The organism is Chryseobacterium sp. Mn2064, from assembly GCF_049319685.1.
Taxonomy (GTDB): domain Bacteria; phylum Bacteroidota; class Bacteroidia; order Flavobacteriales; family Weeksellaceae; genus Chryseobacterium.
Genome location: NZ_JBMOUE010000001.1, coordinates 1,472,604 through 1,488,952, shown reverse-complemented (window position 1 = coordinate 1,488,952; position 16,349 = coordinate 1,472,604). Strand labels below are relative to the sequence as shown.

General features: G+C 35.1%; 18 protein-coding genes. All 18 read left to right on the top strand.

Annotated features, from left to right (window positions below):
- Nucleotides 1–546 precede the first annotated feature (546 nt).
- The 18 genes from atpB (at nt 547) to ACL9RH_RS06500 (ending at nt 16,349) form a co-directional block, all read left to right on the top strand.
- On the top strand, nt 547–1,674 hold the full coding sequence (gene atpB, locus ACL9RH_RS06585; RefSeq protein WP_422692542.1) for a F0F1 ATP synthase subunit A: 1,128 nt from the start codon (nt 547–549) through the stop codon (nt 1,672–1,674).
- Nucleotides 1,675–1,720: 46 nt separating this feature from the next.
- Entirely contained in the window at nt 1,721–1,939 is a 219-nt protein-coding gene (locus tag ACL9RH_RS06580) for an ATP synthase F0 subunit C (RefSeq protein ID WP_007844726.1), read from the top strand.
- A 103-nt stretch (nt 1,940–2,042) separates the two neighbouring features.
- Nucleotides 2,043–2,537: a F0F1 ATP synthase subunit B gene (locus tag ACL9RH_RS06575; protein WP_422692541.1), complete on the top strand. Its 495-nt coding sequence runs from the start codon at nt 2,043–2,045 to the stop codon at nt 2,535–2,537.
- A 2-nt stretch (nt 2,538–2,539) separates the two neighbouring features.
- Nucleotides 2,540–3,079 (top strand): ATP synthase F1 subunit delta, encoded by a 540-nt coding sequence (gene atpH / locus ACL9RH_RS06570; RefSeq protein WP_422692540.1) that lies wholly within the window; start codon nt 2,540–2,542, stop codon nt 3,077–3,079.
- Nucleotides 3,080–3,095: 16 nt separating this feature from the next.
- The gene (gene atpA, locus ACL9RH_RS06565; RefSeq protein WP_076550217.1) at nt 3,096–4,673 is read left to right on the top strand and encodes a F0F1 ATP synthase subunit alpha; all 1,578 of its coding nucleotides are present in this window, start codon (nt 3,096–3,098) and stop codon (nt 4,671–4,673) included.
- Nucleotides 4,674–4,750: 77 nt separating this feature from the next.
- Nucleotides 4,751–5,614, top strand: coding sequence for an ATP synthase F1 subunit gamma (atpG, locus tag ACL9RH_RS06560; RefSeq protein ID WP_422692539.1), 864 nt, complete (start codon nt 4,751–4,753; stop codon nt 5,612–5,614).
- 271 nt (nt 5,615–5,885) lie between these two features.
- Nucleotides 5,886–7,244 carry a hemolysin family protein gene (locus ACL9RH_RS06555; RefSeq protein WP_422692538.1) on the top strand — a complete coding sequence of 453 codons (1,359 nt, stop codon included), beginning with the start codon at nt 5,886–5,888 and terminating at the stop codon, nt 7,242–7,244.
- A 10-nt stretch (nt 7,245–7,254) separates the two neighbouring features.
- Nucleotides 7,255–7,560, top strand: a complete 306-nt coding sequence (locus ACL9RH_RS06550; protein ID WP_422692537.1) for an ATP-dependent Clp protease adaptor ClpS — start codon at nt 7,255–7,257, stop codon at nt 7,558–7,560.
- Between the two features lie 211 nt (nt 7,561–7,771).
- A complete protein-coding gene (udk, locus tag ACL9RH_RS06545) occupies nt 7,772–8,386 on the top strand; it encodes a uridine kinase (RefSeq protein WP_076351707.1) in 615 nt (204 codons plus the stop codon).
- A gap of 4 nt (nt 8,387–8,390) precedes the next feature.
- Nucleotides 8,391–8,747, top strand: a complete 357-nt coding sequence (locus ACL9RH_RS06540; RefSeq protein WP_422692536.1) for an FtsB family cell division protein — start codon at nt 8,391–8,393, stop codon at nt 8,745–8,747.
- A gap of 110 nt (nt 8,748–8,857) precedes the next feature.
- Nucleotides 8,858–10,021 carry a methylmalonyl-CoA mutase family protein gene (locus ACL9RH_RS06535; RefSeq protein ID WP_422692535.1) on the top strand — a complete coding sequence of 388 codons (1,164 nt, stop codon included), beginning with the start codon at nt 8,858–8,860 and terminating at the stop codon, nt 10,019–10,021.
- Nucleotides 10,018–10,221 carry a GxxExxY protein gene (locus ACL9RH_RS06530; RefSeq protein WP_422692658.1) on the top strand — a complete coding sequence of 68 codons (204 nt, stop codon included), beginning with the start codon at nt 10,018–10,020 and terminating at the stop codon, nt 10,219–10,221. The genes ACL9RH_RS06535 and ACL9RH_RS06530 overlap by 4 nt, the downstream gene beginning before the upstream one ends.
- 232 nt (nt 10,222–10,453) lie before the next feature.
- Nucleotides 10,454–11,599 (top strand): class I SAM-dependent methyltransferase, encoded by a 1,146-nt coding sequence (locus ACL9RH_RS06525; RefSeq protein ID WP_422692534.1) that lies wholly within the window; start codon nt 10,454–10,456, stop codon nt 11,597–11,599.
- Between the two features lie 140 nt (nt 11,600–11,739).
- Nucleotides 11,740–12,015, top strand: a complete 276-nt coding sequence (locus tag ACL9RH_RS06520; RefSeq protein WP_422692533.1) for a hypothetical protein — start codon at nt 11,740–11,742, stop codon at nt 12,013–12,015.
- A 156-nt stretch (nt 12,016–12,171) separates the two neighbouring features.
- Nucleotides 12,172–13,551 carry a dipeptidase gene (locus ACL9RH_RS06515; protein ID WP_422692532.1) on the top strand — a complete coding sequence of 460 codons (1,380 nt, stop codon included), beginning with the start codon at nt 12,172–12,174 and terminating at the stop codon, nt 13,549–13,551.
- A 201-nt stretch (nt 13,552–13,752) separates the two neighbouring features.
- Nucleotides 13,753–14,670: a T9SS type A sorting domain-containing protein gene (locus ACL9RH_RS06510; RefSeq protein WP_422692531.1), complete on the top strand. Its 918-nt coding sequence runs from the start codon at nt 13,753–13,755 to the stop codon at nt 14,668–14,670.
- 78 nt (nt 14,671–14,748) lie between these two features.
- Entirely contained in the window at nt 14,749–15,453 is a 705-nt protein-coding gene (locus tag ACL9RH_RS06505) for an SDR family oxidoreductase (RefSeq protein WP_422692530.1), read from the top strand.
- A gap of 149 nt (nt 15,454–15,602) precedes the next feature.
- Nucleotides 15,603–16,349, top strand: a complete 747-nt coding sequence (locus ACL9RH_RS06500) for an electron transfer flavoprotein subunit beta/FixA family protein (RefSeq protein ID WP_422692529.1) — start codon at nt 15,603–15,605, stop codon at nt 16,347–16,349.

The following is a 16,349-nucleotide window of genomic DNA, read 5'->3' as shown; positions in this document are numbered from 1 at the left end:
TAAGAAACCTGAGTATTATAGACTTAATATTATAAGGATTTGGTTGAAGTTGGAAGTTGAAAGCGGGGGAAGGAAGCTTTTGAGGGTAATAAAAATGAGTTGAATTGCGGTTTTGTTAAAATAGTAGTTTCCTTATATAATATAGATATATAAGAATTCTTTTGTTTCAAAAATTATAATCTTATTTTTGCACCATGAATTTTCTCGATAGTTTTATTGTAGCCTTATTAATTGCTGTTCTTAATGTAATAGTATATATAATATTTAAAAAATATCTATATGGGAAAGCTGATGCCGGAATGAAGTTTTTGGTTATTAACATTTCTAAGGATATTATTTGGCTTGCGACTTCTCTTATTATGATAGAAAAAACTAAAACTAATTTTCTCTTTATTGTGATATGCTTTCTGGTAGCATCCTTCCTTATTTATTTGCCTATAATAAAACTCATTAATAAGTCTTGATTTTTTTGATGATAAAAATCAATTTTTACTATTGGTAAAGTTTAATAAAATCGATATATTTGCACACGATTAAAAAAGAGATATGAACAGAAAAATTTCTTCATTATTTTTCGCATTTTTATTTGTGTTTATAAGCAGTTTAGCTTCTGCTCAGCACGAATCTGATGGAGAGAAATCAGCGGAAAAAGTAGAGAACAAAGAAGCGAAAGACGGCTTCAATGCGACCACAATGATCATGGAGCACATTGGTGATTCTAATGAATGGCATTTATGGACTACAAAAGACGACAGTGGTGAAGAGCATCACGTTTCTATCCCTTTGCCTGTTATCATTAAAGATAATGAAGGATGGCATACTTTTCTTTCTAGTAGTATTGCTCACGGGCACGAACATGATGGGTATACTTTAGAACATGGGCAGGTAGTTTCTACTAAAGGTGTTGAAAAAGCTACATTATTTTCAATCATCAGTGGGAAACAAAAATCAAACGAAGTATTTTTTGATCTTTCAGTAACAAAAAATGCAGCTTCAATGTTCTTGTCAGTAATCTTTATGGCAGTAGTGTTCATAGGGATGGCAAGAAATTACAAAAAATCACAACTTCCAAAGGGTATCGGGAGATTAATGGAGCCAGTGATTGTATTTATCAGAGATGAAGTGGCTATTCCAAACATAGGATCTGTTAAATATAAAAGATATATGCCTTATTTATTAACTGCATTTTTCTTTATCTGGATTAACAACTTATTTGGATTAATTCCTTTCTTCCCTTTTGGAGCAAACCTTACAGGTAACATTGCGATCACAGCAGTATTAGCTATTATTACATTATTAATTACATTGTTCAGTGCCAATAAAGATTACTGGAAACACATCTTTATGCCACCGGTTCCAATCTTATTGTACCCAATTATGGTTCCAATCGAGATTATCGGAGTTTTCACAAAGCCTTTCGCTTTAATGATGCGACTTTTTGCTAACGTTACAGCGGGACACATTATGATCTTGGCGATCGTTTCATTGATCTTCATTTTCAAAACACCATTATTAGGATTTGCATCTGTACCATTAGCATTATTTGTTTCAGTACTTGAATTATTGGTAGCAGCATTGCAAGCATATATCTTCACTGTATTATCTGCTTTATTTATCGGAATTGCAGTTGCAGAACACGAACATGAGCACGGTCACGAAGAGCACGCTCACTAATTAAAAGAATTTAAAATAATTTTTTAACTAATATAATTTATTTATTATGGATTTATCAACAGGAGCAGGATTAATTTACGTAGGTATCGGTTTAGCAGTACTAGGTGTAGGTCTAGGTATCGGTAAAATCGGTGGTCACGCAATGGACGCTATCGCTAGACAACCAGAACAAGCTGGTAAGATTCAAGGAGCTATGCTTATCGCTGCTGGTCTTATCGAAGGTGCTGGTCTTATCGCGATCATCTTTGGTGCTTTCATCAAGTAATCTATCCTCAAAAAAACATTCTTAGCAGTGAAGCGGTTGGCTGCTGCTAAGAATTTTTAAAAAACGATCCATAAAATAACACTTAAAAAAAGAATTTACAGATATGGGAATTATTGAACCTGGAATTGGACTTTTGTTTTGGATGACCCTTACTTTTGTTATCCTATTGTTTCTTCTCGCTAAATTCGCTTGGAAACCAATTGTAAATGCTGTGAATGATAGAGAAACTTCTATCGTAGATGCATTGAACCAAGCTAAATTGGCTAAAAAAGAGATGGAAGATCTTAAAGCTGACAACGAAAGAATCATTCGTGAAGCTAAAATTGAAAGAGATGCTATCCTTAAAGAAGCTAGAGAAATTAAAGACAGAATCGTAGGTGAAGCTAGAGATGTTGCTAAAGCTGAAGGTGATAAACTTATCGAAGCTGCTAAGCAAACTATCAATGCTGAGAAAAATGCTGCAATGGCAGATATTAAAACTCAAATCGGTGCTTTATCTGTAAACATTGCAGAGTCTATCTTGAAACAAAAGTTAGATAACACAGAAGCTCAAAACGAATTAGTTCAAAATTATATCAACAAATCTAACCTTAACTAAGAATGCTTACATCTAAAGTAGCGAAAAGATACGCACAGGGTTTACTTGATTTTACTAATGAATCAGGTCAGACAGCTGCCGTATTTTCTGAAATGAAAGATGTAGTGAAGATCATGGCTGAATCTAAGGATTTGAACAAATTCTTCCTTACACCTTACATTGATGCAAAAAAGAAAATAGAGGTGGCAAACGAAATTTTCAAAGGTTTATCAACATCTTCCCAGAACTTGATTACATTGGTTATTAAACACGGACGTGAAAACCAATTGAAAAATATCGCTCAGGAATTCATCAACAAGGTAGAAGATATCAATGGTGTACAAAGAGTTACATTGACTACAGCTACTCAGATTTCAAAAGAGAATATTGATCAGATTCTAAGGTCTACCAACTTGGTAAATGCAAACTCAAACTTCGACTTGAAGTTGATCATCAACCAGGATATTTTAGGTGGATACATACTAAGAGTAGGAGACCAGCAGGTAGATGCGTCTGTGAAGACAAAATTGAACCAAGTTAAAAAAGATTTTCAATTAAATTAAGAAAAACAACCATACAATGGCAGAAATAAATCCGGCAGAAGTATCTGCGATCTTAAAACAGCAATTGGCCAACTTCGATACTCAATCAAACGTTGAGGAAGTAGGTACAGTTTTAACCATCGGTGATGGTATTGCTCGTGTATACGGGTTAGAAAACGTACAATACGGAGAGTTGGTGAAATTTTCTAGTGATGTAGAAGGTATTGTACTTAACCTTGAAGAAGACAACGTAGGTGTTGCTCTACTTGGTGAAAGTAAATTAGTAAAAGAAGGGGATACAGTAAGAAGAACAAACAGAATCTCTTCTATCAAAGTAGGAGAAGGTATGTTAGGAAGAGTAGTAGATACTCTTGGTAATCCTATCGATGGTAAAGGTCCTATTACAGGAGATTTATATGAAATGCCATTAGAAAGAAAGGCTCCTGGAGTAATCTTCAGACAGCCGGTAACAGAGCCTCTTCAATCTGGTATCGTTGCAATTGATGCGATGATTCCTGTAGGTAGAGGACAAAGAGAGCTTATCATTGGTGACAGACAAACAGGTAAAACTACTGTTGCGATTGATACGATCATCAACCAAAAAGAATTCTTTGATGCTGGTAAACCAGTATATTGTATATATGTTGCTATCGGTCAGAAAGCTTCTACTGTAGCACAAATCGTTAAAACCCTTTCTGATAAAGGAGCTTTAGCATATACTGTAATCGTTGCGGCTAACGCATCAGATCCAGTACCAATGCAGGTATATTCTGCAATGGCAGGTGCTTCTATTGGTGAGTTCTTCAGAGACACTGGTAGACCAGCGCTTATCGTTTATGATGATTTATCTAAACAAGCTGTTGCTTACCGTGAGCTTTCTCTACTATTGAGAAGACCACCGGGCCGTGAAGCTTATCCTGGAGACGTATTCTACCTTCACTCAAGACTATTGGAAAGAGCTGCAAAAGTAATTGCTGATGATAACATCGCTAAGCAAATGAACGACTTGCCAGAATCTCTTAGACCAATCGTAAAAGGTGGTGGTTCATTAACAGCCCTTCCGATTATTGAAACTCAGGCTGGTGACGTTTCTGCATATATCCCTACAAACGTAATCTCTATTACAGACGGACAGATCTTCTTGGAGTCTGATCTATTCAACTCAGGGGTTCGTCCTGCGATCAACGTAGGTATCTCTGTATCGAGAGTAGGAGGTAATGCTCAGATCAAATCAATGAAAAAAGTTTCCGGTACTCTTAAGTTAGACCAGGCTCAATATAAAGAACTTGAAGCGTTTGCTAAATTCGGTTCTGACCTTGATGCTTCTACTTTAGCAGTTATCTCTAAAGGAGAAAGAAACGTAGAAATCCTTAAGCAGCCGGTAAATGCACCACTTCCTGTAGACAGTCAGGTAGCGATCGTATATGCTGGAACAGAAAACTTAATGAGAAACGTTCCATTGAACAAGATTAAAGAATTCCAACACGAATATATCGAGTTCCTAAGATCTAAGCACCCTGATACTATGGCTGCTATCAAGTCTGGAAAAATCGATAACGATATTACAAGCGTTCTTAAGCAGGCAGCTAACGATTTAGCTTCTAAATACAACTAAAAAAATTCAATGTTTAAGGTTTAAAATATAGCGTTTTAAGCCTTAAACTTTAGACCTTAAACTTTGAACCCAAATTAATGGCAAACTTAAAAGAAATACGAGGCAGAATTACGTCAATTTCATCTACGATGCAAATTACCCGTGCTATGAAAATGGTTTCCGCTGCGAAACTTAAAAAAGCACAGGACGCAATCGTAATGTTGAGACCTTATTCTGAAAAATTACAGGAGCTTATCCAGAATGTAAATTCTAGCTCTGATCCTGATCAGATTTCTGTATATGCTCAGAAAAGAGAGGTTAAAAGAGTACTTTTCATCGCTGTTACTTCAAACAGAGGTCTTGCAGGAGCTTTTAACTCTTCTATTGTTAAGGAACTTAATACACAGTTCCAGAACAACACTCAGTATGAGGTTGAAGTTCTTCCTGTAGGTAAAAAAGTATATGATGCTGTAAGAAAGAACCGTACGGTGTACACCAACGGAAGTTCTGTTTATGATAACTTAAACTTTGATGCTGTAGCCCACATTACTGAAGGGGTAATGACTAGCTTCAAAGAAGGTAAATTTGACGAAGTATATGTTATTTATAACAAATTCGTGAATGCTGCCACTCAGGAAGTAACTACAGAACAACTTCTTCCAATCTCAATGCCTGAAACTACTGAGCCACAGGTTGAAACAGATTATATCTTCGAACCAAACAGAGCCGAGATCTTGGATAATTTGATTCCTAAGTCTATTAAAACTCAGGTTTTCAAAGCAATCTTAGATTCAGTAGCATCTGAACACGGAGCGAGAATGACTGCAATGCACAAAGCAACAGATAATGCAGAAGCTTTGAGAAATGATCTTAAGATCTTCTACAACAAAGCGAGACAGGCTGCTATTACAAACGAAATCCTAGAGATCGTTTCAGGAGCAGAAGCTTTGAAAAATTCGTAAAGAATTATTTTAATATACTATCAAAAGCATCGATACTATCGATGCTTTTTTTATTTCAGAAAAGGGTAAAAAAGCCATTTGATGCTCAAAAATCAACTTTTAGCACTGAAAATGAGCAGTGTGCTCAGAATATTTTTTTATTGAAAAATAGCCCACTTGTATGAATTCATTTTTTCCATTCTAAAATCATTAACTGAAATATTCCAAGCCGGATTCAGGTTATTTATATTTTGCATATCTTTGTAGCTAATAAAATATATACAACTTCTAAATGGACTCGGACATAGTCAGGCTTTTGCTGGCCTTATTTCTTGTTTTACTAAATGGCTTCTTCGTAGCCGCAGAATTTTCAATTGTTAAAGTTCGTTACTCACAAATCCAATTAAAAGCCGCAGAAGGTAACTCTATGGCTAAACAGGCAGAACATATCATCAAACATCTTGATGAATATCTTTCCGCTACACAGTTAGGAATTACATTGGCGTCCCTTGCCCTTGGTTGGGTAGGTGAAAGCGCCCTGCATCATATTGTTGAAAAAATCTTTACGTCTTTAAGTATTGATTTGACTCAGACAACCATTACTACAATTTCAGTAGCTACCAGTTTCGTATTAATTACGATTATGCATATCGTATTTGGTGAGCTTATTCCCAAATCTATCGCGATCAGAAAATCAGAAGCAACTACTATGGCAACTGCGGTTCCATTAAGAGTTTTTTACACGATTTTCAAACCGTTTATCTGGTTGATGAACTCAATGTCTAACGGATTCTTGAGATTGATCAAAATTCACCCGGCTTCAGAGCAGGAAATTCACTCTACAGAAGAACTTCAGCTTTTGGTGAAACAAAGTGCAGACAGCGGTGAAATTGAAGAAGAGAACTATGAAATCATTAAAAATGCTTTTGATTTTACAGATCATTCAGCCAAGCAGATCATGGTTCCAAGACAGAATATTACGTCTATCGACTTTGAAGAAGACGTTAACGATATCATCAATACGATCATGGACAGCGGATATTCCCGTATTCCTGTATATATTGATTCAATAGACAATGTGATTGGGATTTTCTATACTAAGGAAATTATAAGAGAATTTGTTAAAAGAAAAGGAGATCTTGATCATGATGATTTGAAAGACTTAATGCGTGATGCCTTTTTCGTGGTGGAAAGCAAAAAAGTTTCAGATCTATTGAAGACTTTCCAGTTGAAAAAACAACATATTGCGATTGTTATCGACGAATTTGGAGGAACAGAAGGTATTATTACCCTTGAAGATATACTGGAAGAACTTGTAGGTGAGATTCAGGATGAAGAAGATGAAGAAGAAAAAATTGTTGATAAAATAGCAGATAATACATATTGGGTACAGGCCACTCAGCCTTTGGATGAGATCAACGAGCATTTACCAAAAAAATTACCACTTTCCGAGGAGAGTGAATACAATTCATTAGCAGGATTTATTCTTTATGAACTGGAAGAAATTCCAGAGGAAAACCAGGAGTTTGACCTTGATAACTACCATTTTAAAATTCTGAAAATGAATAATAAAAGCGTAGAACTCGTGGAATTGATTTATCAGGAACCTAATGCTATTGATAACTTAGCAGATAAAATTGGAGAAGTTTAAAACCGTTACAATGAATTTTTATAATACAATAAAAGACTACGAAAATCCTAAACGTCAGTATGAAGAAGAAGTTCTCGTACTTGATGATACCGATGATGTCTACAAATTGGTGCTTCACAACGATGATATCCATACTTTTGATTATGTGATCGACAGTCTGATCGAAATCTGTAAGCACACATTGGAACAAGCCGAGCAATGTACCATATTGGTTCATTACAAAGGCAAATGTACTGTAAAAACAGGCTCAATGGATGTTTTGAAGCCTATGCACGAAAAATTGATTTCGCGCGAATTAACAAGCGAAATTGTATAAAATAAAAATCCGGCAAATGTTTTGTCGGATTTTTTTATTAAATCTGAAGAAGAAAGTAGAGTAATAACAACAGATCATAAAGACTGGCCGCCATCCGGAAGATCTTTTAATCTTTAAATACTCTAATCTTTTTAATTTCTCAATACTCTTACATTGCCATATTTTATCTAAAATAGTATATTTGTACCAACTATAAAGAAACAAAAAAATAATGCTTGTAATAGGAATTGCCGGTGGAACAGGATCTGGCAAAACTACAGTTGTTGACAAGATACTTCAGCAACTTGATATTGAAGGAATGAACATCCTTTCTCAGGATAATTATTATCACGACAATCAGAATCTGACCCTTACGGAAAGAGAGGCTTTAAACTATGATCATCCAAAGTCCATAGATTTTGAATTACTGATAAAACACGTTAAAGCTTTAAAAAATAATGAGTCTATTGAACAACCTATTTATAGCTTTGTCACTCATTCCCGAACAGGAGATCATGTCACTGTAGAACCTAAGAACGTATTGGTGGTAGAAGGAATTCTTGTTTTAACCAATAAAGAATTACTTAAAGAATTTGACCTGAAAGTCTTTGTTCATGCTGATTCTGATGAAAGATTAATCAGGCGTATCAGGAGAGACACCCAGGAACGAGGAAGAGATCTGAGCGAGGTATTGCACCGTTATCAGACTACCCTGAAACCAATGCACCAGGAATTCATAGAGCCATCTAAAAATGATGCCGATCTTATTATCCCTAATATGAAACAGAATTCCGTAGCGATTGATTTTTTAACTACCGTTATTAAGAACTCGTTGAGAAAACATTAAAAAAATGGAAGAAAATAAACTTATCAAAGACATTCAGCCGAAATCTGAAACATTCAAACTTATCCAGAGATATTTTTTGAATAAGTATACCATTACGATCTGTCTGTTTTTGGTATGGATGATTTTCTTCGACAAAACTTCATTTCTTGTTATTAATGAACTGAATGGTGAGATTCATAAGTACGAAGAGCAATTGGATTTTTATAAAAAAGAATATGAAAAAAACGATGCTTTTTACAAAAAACTGATGAATAACAAGTCGGAAAAAGAAAAATATGCAAGAGAAAATTATTTTATGAAAAAGCCAAACGAAGAAATCTTCATTCTGGTGGTAGACAGTACAAAAGTCGCGAAGAAATAAGAACTTGCTAAAAGTGCCAATAGTGAATAGCCAATTCAGCTTGTTTGATGGTACGATTCACTTATGAGACAAAATTCACCATTGACAATTCATAATTTAAACTAAAACTCATGTCAAATACAGATACCCTTCCAAACTGGGAAAAATTGGTAAAAAAGCAGCTTAAAACAGAAGATATTTATCCTGTTTTGGAAAAAGCAAACCTCGAAGGAATAGAGGTAAGACCTTTTTACACAGAAGTTCAGAAACCATTGGCTAATTTGCCGAGAATTGAAGAAAGTACCCATTTGGTGGCCAGATATCACGAAAGCCTGGAAGATGAAGTATTTGCATTCCTTTTAGAACATAATGTAGAAAATCTTGATCAGAAAGCTCTTTTTATCAATAACAAAGAGCTTGCAGGTCATATCAGCCCTAAAGAAGAAGACCAATATTTCTCTTTAATTGACGTTTTTAACGAAAAAGAAGGAAGTATTGATGATCAATTGGCTAAAGAATTACTATCCAAAGATTTTAAAAGAAATATTTGCGTAGACATTTCCTTACACCAAAATGCCGGAGCCGCTATTTATCAGCAGCTTGGTATAGCTTTAGCAAAGACTAAAGAACTTCTGGAGGCATATGGATCTGAAATAGTAAATAAGTTGATCTTCAGAATTGCCGTAGGAGGGAATTATTTCTTTGAAATGGCAAAACTGAGAGCTTTTAAAATCGTTTTCAATCAACTTTCCAAAGAATATGGACTGGATGAAATTCCTTATATTTTTGCAGAAACTTCTCAAAGAAATAAAGCCGTCTCAGACAATGAAAATAATTTGATCCGTTCTACACTGGAACTTGCTTCTGCAATGATTGGTGGCGCAGACGCTGTTTTTGCCAACAATTACCTGGTGAGCAGAAGTACCGATAATTCGGAAGAAATCTCTTTCAAACAACAGATTGTACTAGCCTACGAAAGTATTATTAACGTATTTGAAGATGCTTCCAATGGAAGTTATTATATTGAAGATATAACCCAGCAGATTGCTGAAAAAGCCTGGGCTTTGTTTGTTGAAATAGAAGAGGCTGGAGGTTATTTAGAGCTTTTAAAACAAGGAGTTATTCAGAAAAAAATCTATGACCATGCTGTAAAAGAGCAGCAATGGATCGAAGAAGGAAAAATAAAGCTGATCGGGGTTAATTTATACCCTAAATTGGATGTTAAAAAATCTATTGAGGATCTTTATAACGAAAACGAAATAAAGGCAGTTCGTTGGGCTGAAATGTTTGAATAAAACATTATTACATCATCATAATTGTTGAAGATAAAGTTATCATAGAAGTAAAAGCAGTACTGGAAATAGGAAATATTCATCATCAGCAATTATTAACTTACTTAAAGTTGACAGGCTTGAAATTAGGAATTCTTGTTAACTTTAATACTGATTATATTAGCAAAAGTATCTTCCGAAAAGTGAGGGGAGATTTGGACTAATTTTTATAACCTCAGATCACGCAGATGTTCACAGATGATTGCATATATTTTATTTAATAATAGAAAAGTTAAGCAGGTCATTTGCTATATCTGCTTAAAGTTATACACTGAGATGCAGTATGAAAATCTGTTTCATCCACGGTTCAAAAATTAAACTTCATATATCTGGTTATACAAAACAAAGCATATCAAAAAAATATAACATAAACATCTGCGAAAATCCGTGTCATCTGTGGTTAAAATATTAAACAAAGAAGTTCAAAATTATATCAATGCAAATCTGAACATAGATTTACACACATTATTACTGAAAAAATCACCATTTCCAGAGGTTTCTATGCAGGAAATAGTACAGCAGATCAAAGGAAAACAGGTTGCAGAAAGAAAATTTCCCTTCCTTTTAAAAGAAGGAATTGTTTTTCCACCACAACTCAGCCTGGAACAGGCATCTTCTGAAAAAACGGCCCTTTATAAGTCGGAAATTTTAAAAGGTAAAAAATTCATTGATATGACAAGCGGATTTGGAATAGATGCTTACTATTTATCTCAAAATTTTGTTGATATTACCTTAGTAGAGCAAAATACAGAACTTTTAGAAACAGTAGAGAATAACTGGAATATTTTAGGAAAAAAAGCAAGGTTTATCAACAAAAAACTGGAGGACTTTTTACGTGAAAATCAAGAACATTTTGACACCGTTTATCTTGATCCTGCAAGAAGAGATCAGAATAAAAACAAAGTTTTCCTTTTAGAAGACTTGTCACCTAATATTCTGGAAATACAGGCACAATTACTATCAATTTCCAACCAGGTTGTCATTAAACTTTCTCCCTTAATTGATCTCAAATACCTTATTTCTGTTTTGCCTCAGATTTTCAGAATCGATATTGTAGCGCTGAAAAATGACGTAAAAGAAATTGTAATTTTCCTATCTAATGAAACCTATCATGCGATTACTTGTAATGCAGTGAATCTGGAAAGCGGGGAATCAACCTTTAGTTTTACCTTTGGAGAAGAAGAAAATGCACAATCGGAGTATTCTGAGCCTGAAAAATTTATTTATATTCCTAATAATGCTATTTTAAAAGCAGGTATTTTCAATTTGATTTCAGAGAAATTTGAACTTAAGAAGCTACATCCTAATACTCATATTTATACTTCGGATCAGAAAAAAGAAAGCTTTCCGGGGAGAATTTTTGAAATGGATATTATTGATTCTAAAAGTGTTAAGAAGAAAGAGCAATTTAATATTATAGCAAAAAACTATCCATTAAAGCCCGAAGAAATCAAAAAGAAATATGGATTAAAAGACGGTGGTAGTCACTACCTTATTTTTACACAATCCAAAAAAGGGAAAATTATTTTAAAATCAGTATAAAAATGTTGCTGAAAAAAGCAGGATTTCTTAATTTTGGGCAATTAAAAATTGAAGCATGAGATTGCGCGCTGTTTACATAAGCTAAGAACAGACTAAAATAGTGCAGTTTCATAAGATTTTAAAAAAAATAAATTTTACATATGAAAAAATTGATTATATGTTTAGCTATTGCAACAGTAGCTGTAAGCTGTAAAAAAGTACCTGCTGGAGGGAATAAGAACACTCTAAAACTGGAAGAAGGTGTTGAAAGATATTCTGACGATGCACAAGGTGGTGAAGCTCACGGTCACGAAGCTCCTGCTGCTGCAGAAGGGCACAAAGAAGAAGCTGCTGCAAAACCAGAAGCTCCAAAAGCGGATAGCGCTGTTGCTGCAAAACCTGCAGAAGCAGAAAAGGCTCCAAAAGCTGAACACTAATTATTCGTATAAAATATATAAATGCCCTGTTTATGCAGGGCATTTTTTATGAAAAAGATTGCTATTGGGCTCATTCACATAAGGTTGGGAAAATCCTTCCTTTTTGCTTGGTCTTGCCGGGCATTTTTTTTAATTTTAACAAAATAAAATTTTACAATGCAAGAGACATTAAATTACATAAACGAAAACAAACAGCGTTTCGTGGATGAATTATTTGAGTTATTGAGAATTCCTTCTATTTCTGCAGACCCTGCGTATAAAGATGACGTTTTGAAATGTGCAGATGTAGTGGCAACATACCTTAAAAATGCAGGAGCTGACAATGTTGAAGTTTGCCAGACCAATGGGTACCCAATTGTTTTTGGTGAAAAGATTTTAGACAACAATTTACCTACAGTATTGGTTTACGGACACTATGATGTTCAGCCCGCTGATCCATTAGAATTGTGGACAAAGCCGCCTTTTGAGCCTTATATTGAAAAAACTGAATTACATCCTGAAGGAGCAATCTTTGCAAGAGGTTCTGCTGACGATAAAGGGCAGTTCTTCATGCACCTGAAGGCTTTTGAAGCCATGATGAAAACCAATGCTCTTCCTTGCAACGTTAAATTTATCCTAGAAGGAGAAGAAGAAGTAGGTTCTGTAAGCTTAGGAGACTGGGTAAACGAAAATAAAGAAAAATTAGCTTGCGACTGTATCCTGATTTCTGATACGCACATCTACAGCAATGAGCAACCTACCGTTACAACAGGTTTAAGAGGTCTTAGTTATGTAGAAGTAGAGGTAGAAGGTCCAAACAGAGACTTACACTCTGGTCTTTATGGAGGAGCGGTACCAAACCCTATCCACGTTCTTTCAAGAATGATTGCCAATCTGATCGACGAAAACGGTCACATTACAATTGATGGTTTCTATGACAATGTAGAAACTGTTTCAGATGCAGAAAGAGCTGAAATGAACAAATTGAAAGACAATCCTGAAGAATTCAAAAAATCGATCGGATTAAGCAATATTGAAGGTGAAAAAGGATACACTACCTTAGAAAGAACATCTATCCGTCCTACTTTAGACTGCAACGGAATCTGGGGTGGCTACACAGGAGAAGGAGCAAAAACAGTAATTCCTTCAAAAGCTTTTGCTAAAATTTCAATGCGTTTGGTTCCTTACCAGACTCCTCAGGAGATTACAGAAAAATTCACGAAATATTTCGAAAAAATCGCTCCGGATACCGTAAAAGTAAAAGTTACCCCTCACCACGGAGGTATGCCTTATGTTTTACCAACCAATACAAAAGAATTCGCCGCAGCAAAACAGGCGATGGAATCTGCTTTCGGAAAAGAAGTTCTTCCTTATAGAGGAGGAGGAAGTATTCCAATTACAGCTATGTTTGAGCAGGTTTTAGGAGCTAAATCTGTTTTGATGGGCTTCGGGTTGGATTCTGATGCTATCCACTCTCCAAACGAACACTACGGATTATTTAATTTCTATAAAGGAATCGAAAGTATTCCATTGTTTTTTGAAAACTATTCGAAATAATTATTCGTTAACATACAACAAAAGCAGGATGTTTCTCAATTGAAGCATCCTGCTTTTTTTGCTAAAAGAGTTAATGAAAGGTTCTTATGGTTGATTTTTGTATTTCGATTTGTTAAAATAAATTGGTTATTGTTATTTATTTAATATTGTTATTTCACTTTTGATGGAAATTTAGTATTTTTATAACTAAACTTACCAGCCATGAAACAATATTACTCACTTGTACTGACTTTATTTTCAGTACTTTGCTTTTCGCAACAAATTATCTCTTTTGAAGATGCAGAAGGCTTTTCACCAATAGATGTCAACGGACAGGTGAATTGGATCAGCACTCCTACAGGAGGAACACCAGCTAACGTTACCCATCAGGTCATCAGTGTAGAAAATGCCACTCATGGAAACAACTCTTTGAAAATTGTGAAAGAATCTACATTTGGCACCCAATCCGAACCTATTATAGGAGGTTTTTATAATCTGCAGATCCCATTGGCACATACAAACTTTTCTATTGAATTTGAAATTTATATGTCACAGCGTAATGGTTCTGTTTTTGGTTTTCAGGGAGTCGATAGCATAGAAGAACAATATGTTGTAAGGGTAGATTTCGATAAAACAGGAGAAATAAAGATTCTGAATACAGCTTCAGGAACACAGACTCTAACCACCACTTCAGAGACTTGGTCACCCAATGCCTGGTACAAATTTAAAGTGATAGGAACAGGTACAGAAGTGAAATATTACCTTAATAATTTCCTGCTTTTTACAGGTTCGGCAGCAGCTTCTTTAGATATCGGCCAGTTAAGATTTGTACACAATAATGCATTAGGAACTGCTTATATTGATAATATTACCATCAATAAAGATATTGTATTGGCGGTGAATGATGTTCGTCCTAATATAAAAACAGTAACCCTATATCCAAATCCCGTTACAGACTTTTTGAAAATTGATTCTCAGAATAAAATAAAATCTGTAAAAGCTTTTGATCTTAATGGAAGAAGAGTGGAAGTTACCCTGGAAGGAAATAAAGTAGATGTAAGACATTTATCTGTGGGAGAATATCTTCTCACTATAGAAACGGACGGGAAAAATAGTACCGAAAAATTCATCAAAAAATAACCTGATAAATCTTAGCCTCTATAAAACGCCCCAATTGGAGCGTTTTTGCTATTTTAGAGCATTAAAATTCGGGATAATATGTCAAATAAAACCGCTTATATAACAGGAGGAACCAAAGGAATTGGTTTCGGGATTGCTAAAATTTTACTTGAAAATGGAATCTCTGTAGCATTTTCGGGCAGAAAAAGAGATGATGTACTGAAAGCTGAAGAAGAATTGAAACAATACTCGGAAAATGTTTTGGGAATCGTTTCTGATGTCAGAAGTATTGAAAGCGAGCAGGAAGCTGTAAAATACGCCACAGAAAAGTTCGGTAGACTGGATTATGTGATAGCTAACGCCGGATTAGGTATATTTAAGCCCGTAGATGAACTTACGGCAGAAGAATGGAACGATATGATAGAAACAAACCTTACGGGCGTTTTCTATACCTTAAAAGCCTCTGTAGAAGAGCTGAAAAAGACAGAAGGATATTATATTACCATTTCCAGCCTTGCAGGAGCCAATTTCTTTGAAAACGGAACCGGTTACAATGCCTCAAAATTTGGAGTGGTAGGATTTACCCAGGCTGCGATGATCGATTTGAGAAAATACAACATCAAATCCACAGTCATTATGCCAGGTTCGGTAGCCACTCATTTTAACGGCAATATTCCTTCAGAAAAAGACAGCTGGAAGATTCAACCGGAAGATATGGGGAATTTGATTTTGGATATTTTAAAGATGAATCCAAGAGTTTTGCCAAGTAAAATAGAGTTTAGGGCAACAAAACCAGGGAAGTAACTACATCTAATGTATTGAATAATAATTTAATAAGTATTATGCATGCATAATATATTTTTTATTTATATTAGCAAAAATTAATTCACACAAAATCTCTGCATAAACTGTCATGATTTTATGCTTATAAGAGAAAAAATAAAATAGTACACATGAAAATATTAGTTTGTATTAGTAGTGTTCCGGATACTACTTCCAAAATTAACTTTACAGCAGATAAGTCTGCTTTCGACAAAAACGGAATTCAGTGGGTAATCAACCCTCTAGATGAGTTTGCATTGACAAAAGCAATTAAACTTCAGGAGTCTCAGGGAGCAACAGTAACAGTAATCAACGTAGGAGATGCTGCTACAGAACCTGTAATCAGAAAAGCATTGGCAATTGGTGCAAACGATGCAGTAAGAGTAAATTTAGATCCGAAAGACAGCTATTCTACAGCAAAAGAAATCGCTGCTGTAGCTCAAAACGGAGGATATGATCTTATCCTTTGTGGTAAAGAATCTATCGACTACAACGGAGGTTCTGTACCAGGAATGGTAGCACAATTATTAAACCAGCCTTTCGTAAATGCATCTGTAGGATTAGACGTAAACGGAAGCGAAGCTACTGCAGTAAGAGAAATTGAAGGTGGAAAAGAAACTATTTCTGTAAAATTACCTGCAATCATTGCTGGTCAGAAAGGATTAGTAGACGAAAAAGACCTTATCATCCCGAATATGAGAGGGATTATGTCTGCAAGAACTAAGCCTTTGCAAGTGGTAGAGCCAACTTCTTCAGAAGTGAAAGTTCAGGGAGTATCTTATGACAGTGTTCCTCCAAGAGCGGCTGTAAAAATGGTTTCTCCTGACAATCTGGACGAATTGGTAAGATTACTTCACGAAGAAGCTAAAGTAATCTAA

What these genes read in the sequence shown, in the direction of transcription:
- atpB (WP_422692542.1), top strand. Translation starts at nt 547, where the DNA reads ATGAACAGAAAAATTTCTTCATTATTTTTCGCATTTTTATTTGTGTTT.
- ACL9RH_RS06580 (WP_007844726.1), top strand. Translation starts at nt 1,721, where the DNA reads ATGGATTTATCAACAGGAGCAGGATTAATTTACGTAGGTATCGGTTTA.
- ACL9RH_RS06575 (WP_422692541.1), top strand. Translation starts at nt 2,043, where the DNA reads ATGGGAATTATTGAACCTGGAATTGGACTTTTGTTTTGGATGACCCTT.
- atpH (WP_422692540.1), top strand. Translation starts at nt 2,540, where the DNA reads ATGCTTACATCTAAAGTAGCGAAAAGATACGCACAGGGTTTACTTGAT.
- atpA (WP_076550217.1), top strand. Translation starts at nt 3,096, where the DNA reads ATGGCAGAAATAAATCCGGCAGAAGTATCTGCGATCTTAAAACAGCAA.
- atpG (WP_422692539.1), top strand. Translation starts at nt 4,751, where the DNA reads ATGGCAAACTTAAAAGAAATACGAGGCAGAATTACGTCAATTTCATCT.
- ACL9RH_RS06555 (WP_422692538.1), top strand. Translation starts at nt 5,886, where the DNA reads ATGGACTCGGACATAGTCAGGCTTTTGCTGGCCTTATTTCTTGTTTTA.
- ACL9RH_RS06550 (WP_422692537.1), top strand. Translation starts at nt 7,255, where the DNA reads ATGAATTTTTATAATACAATAAAAGACTACGAAAATCCTAAACGTCAG.
- udk (WP_076351707.1), top strand. Translation starts at nt 7,772, where the DNA reads ATGCTTGTAATAGGAATTGCCGGTGGAACAGGATCTGGCAAAACTACA.
- ACL9RH_RS06540 (WP_422692536.1), top strand. Translation starts at nt 8,391, where the DNA reads ATGGAAGAAAATAAACTTATCAAAGACATTCAGCCGAAATCTGAAACA.
- ACL9RH_RS06535 (WP_422692535.1), top strand. Translation starts at nt 8,858, where the DNA reads ATGTCAAATACAGATACCCTTCCAAACTGGGAAAAATTGGTAAAAAAG.
- ACL9RH_RS06520 (WP_422692533.1), top strand. Translation starts at nt 11,740, where the DNA reads ATGAAAAAATTGATTATATGTTTAGCTATTGCAACAGTAGCTGTAAGC.
- ACL9RH_RS06515 (WP_422692532.1), top strand. Translation starts at nt 12,172, where the DNA reads ATGCAAGAGACATTAAATTACATAAACGAAAACAAACAGCGTTTCGTG.
- ACL9RH_RS06510 (WP_422692531.1), top strand. Translation starts at nt 13,753, where the DNA reads ATGAAACAATATTACTCACTTGTACTGACTTTATTTTCAGTACTTTGC.
- ACL9RH_RS06505 (WP_422692530.1), top strand. Translation starts at nt 14,749, where the DNA reads ATGTCAAATAAAACCGCTTATATAACAGGAGGAACCAAAGGAATTGGT.
- ACL9RH_RS06500 (WP_422692529.1), top strand. Translation starts at nt 15,603, where the DNA reads ATGAAAATATTAGTTTGTATTAGTAGTGTTCCGGATACTACTTCCAAA.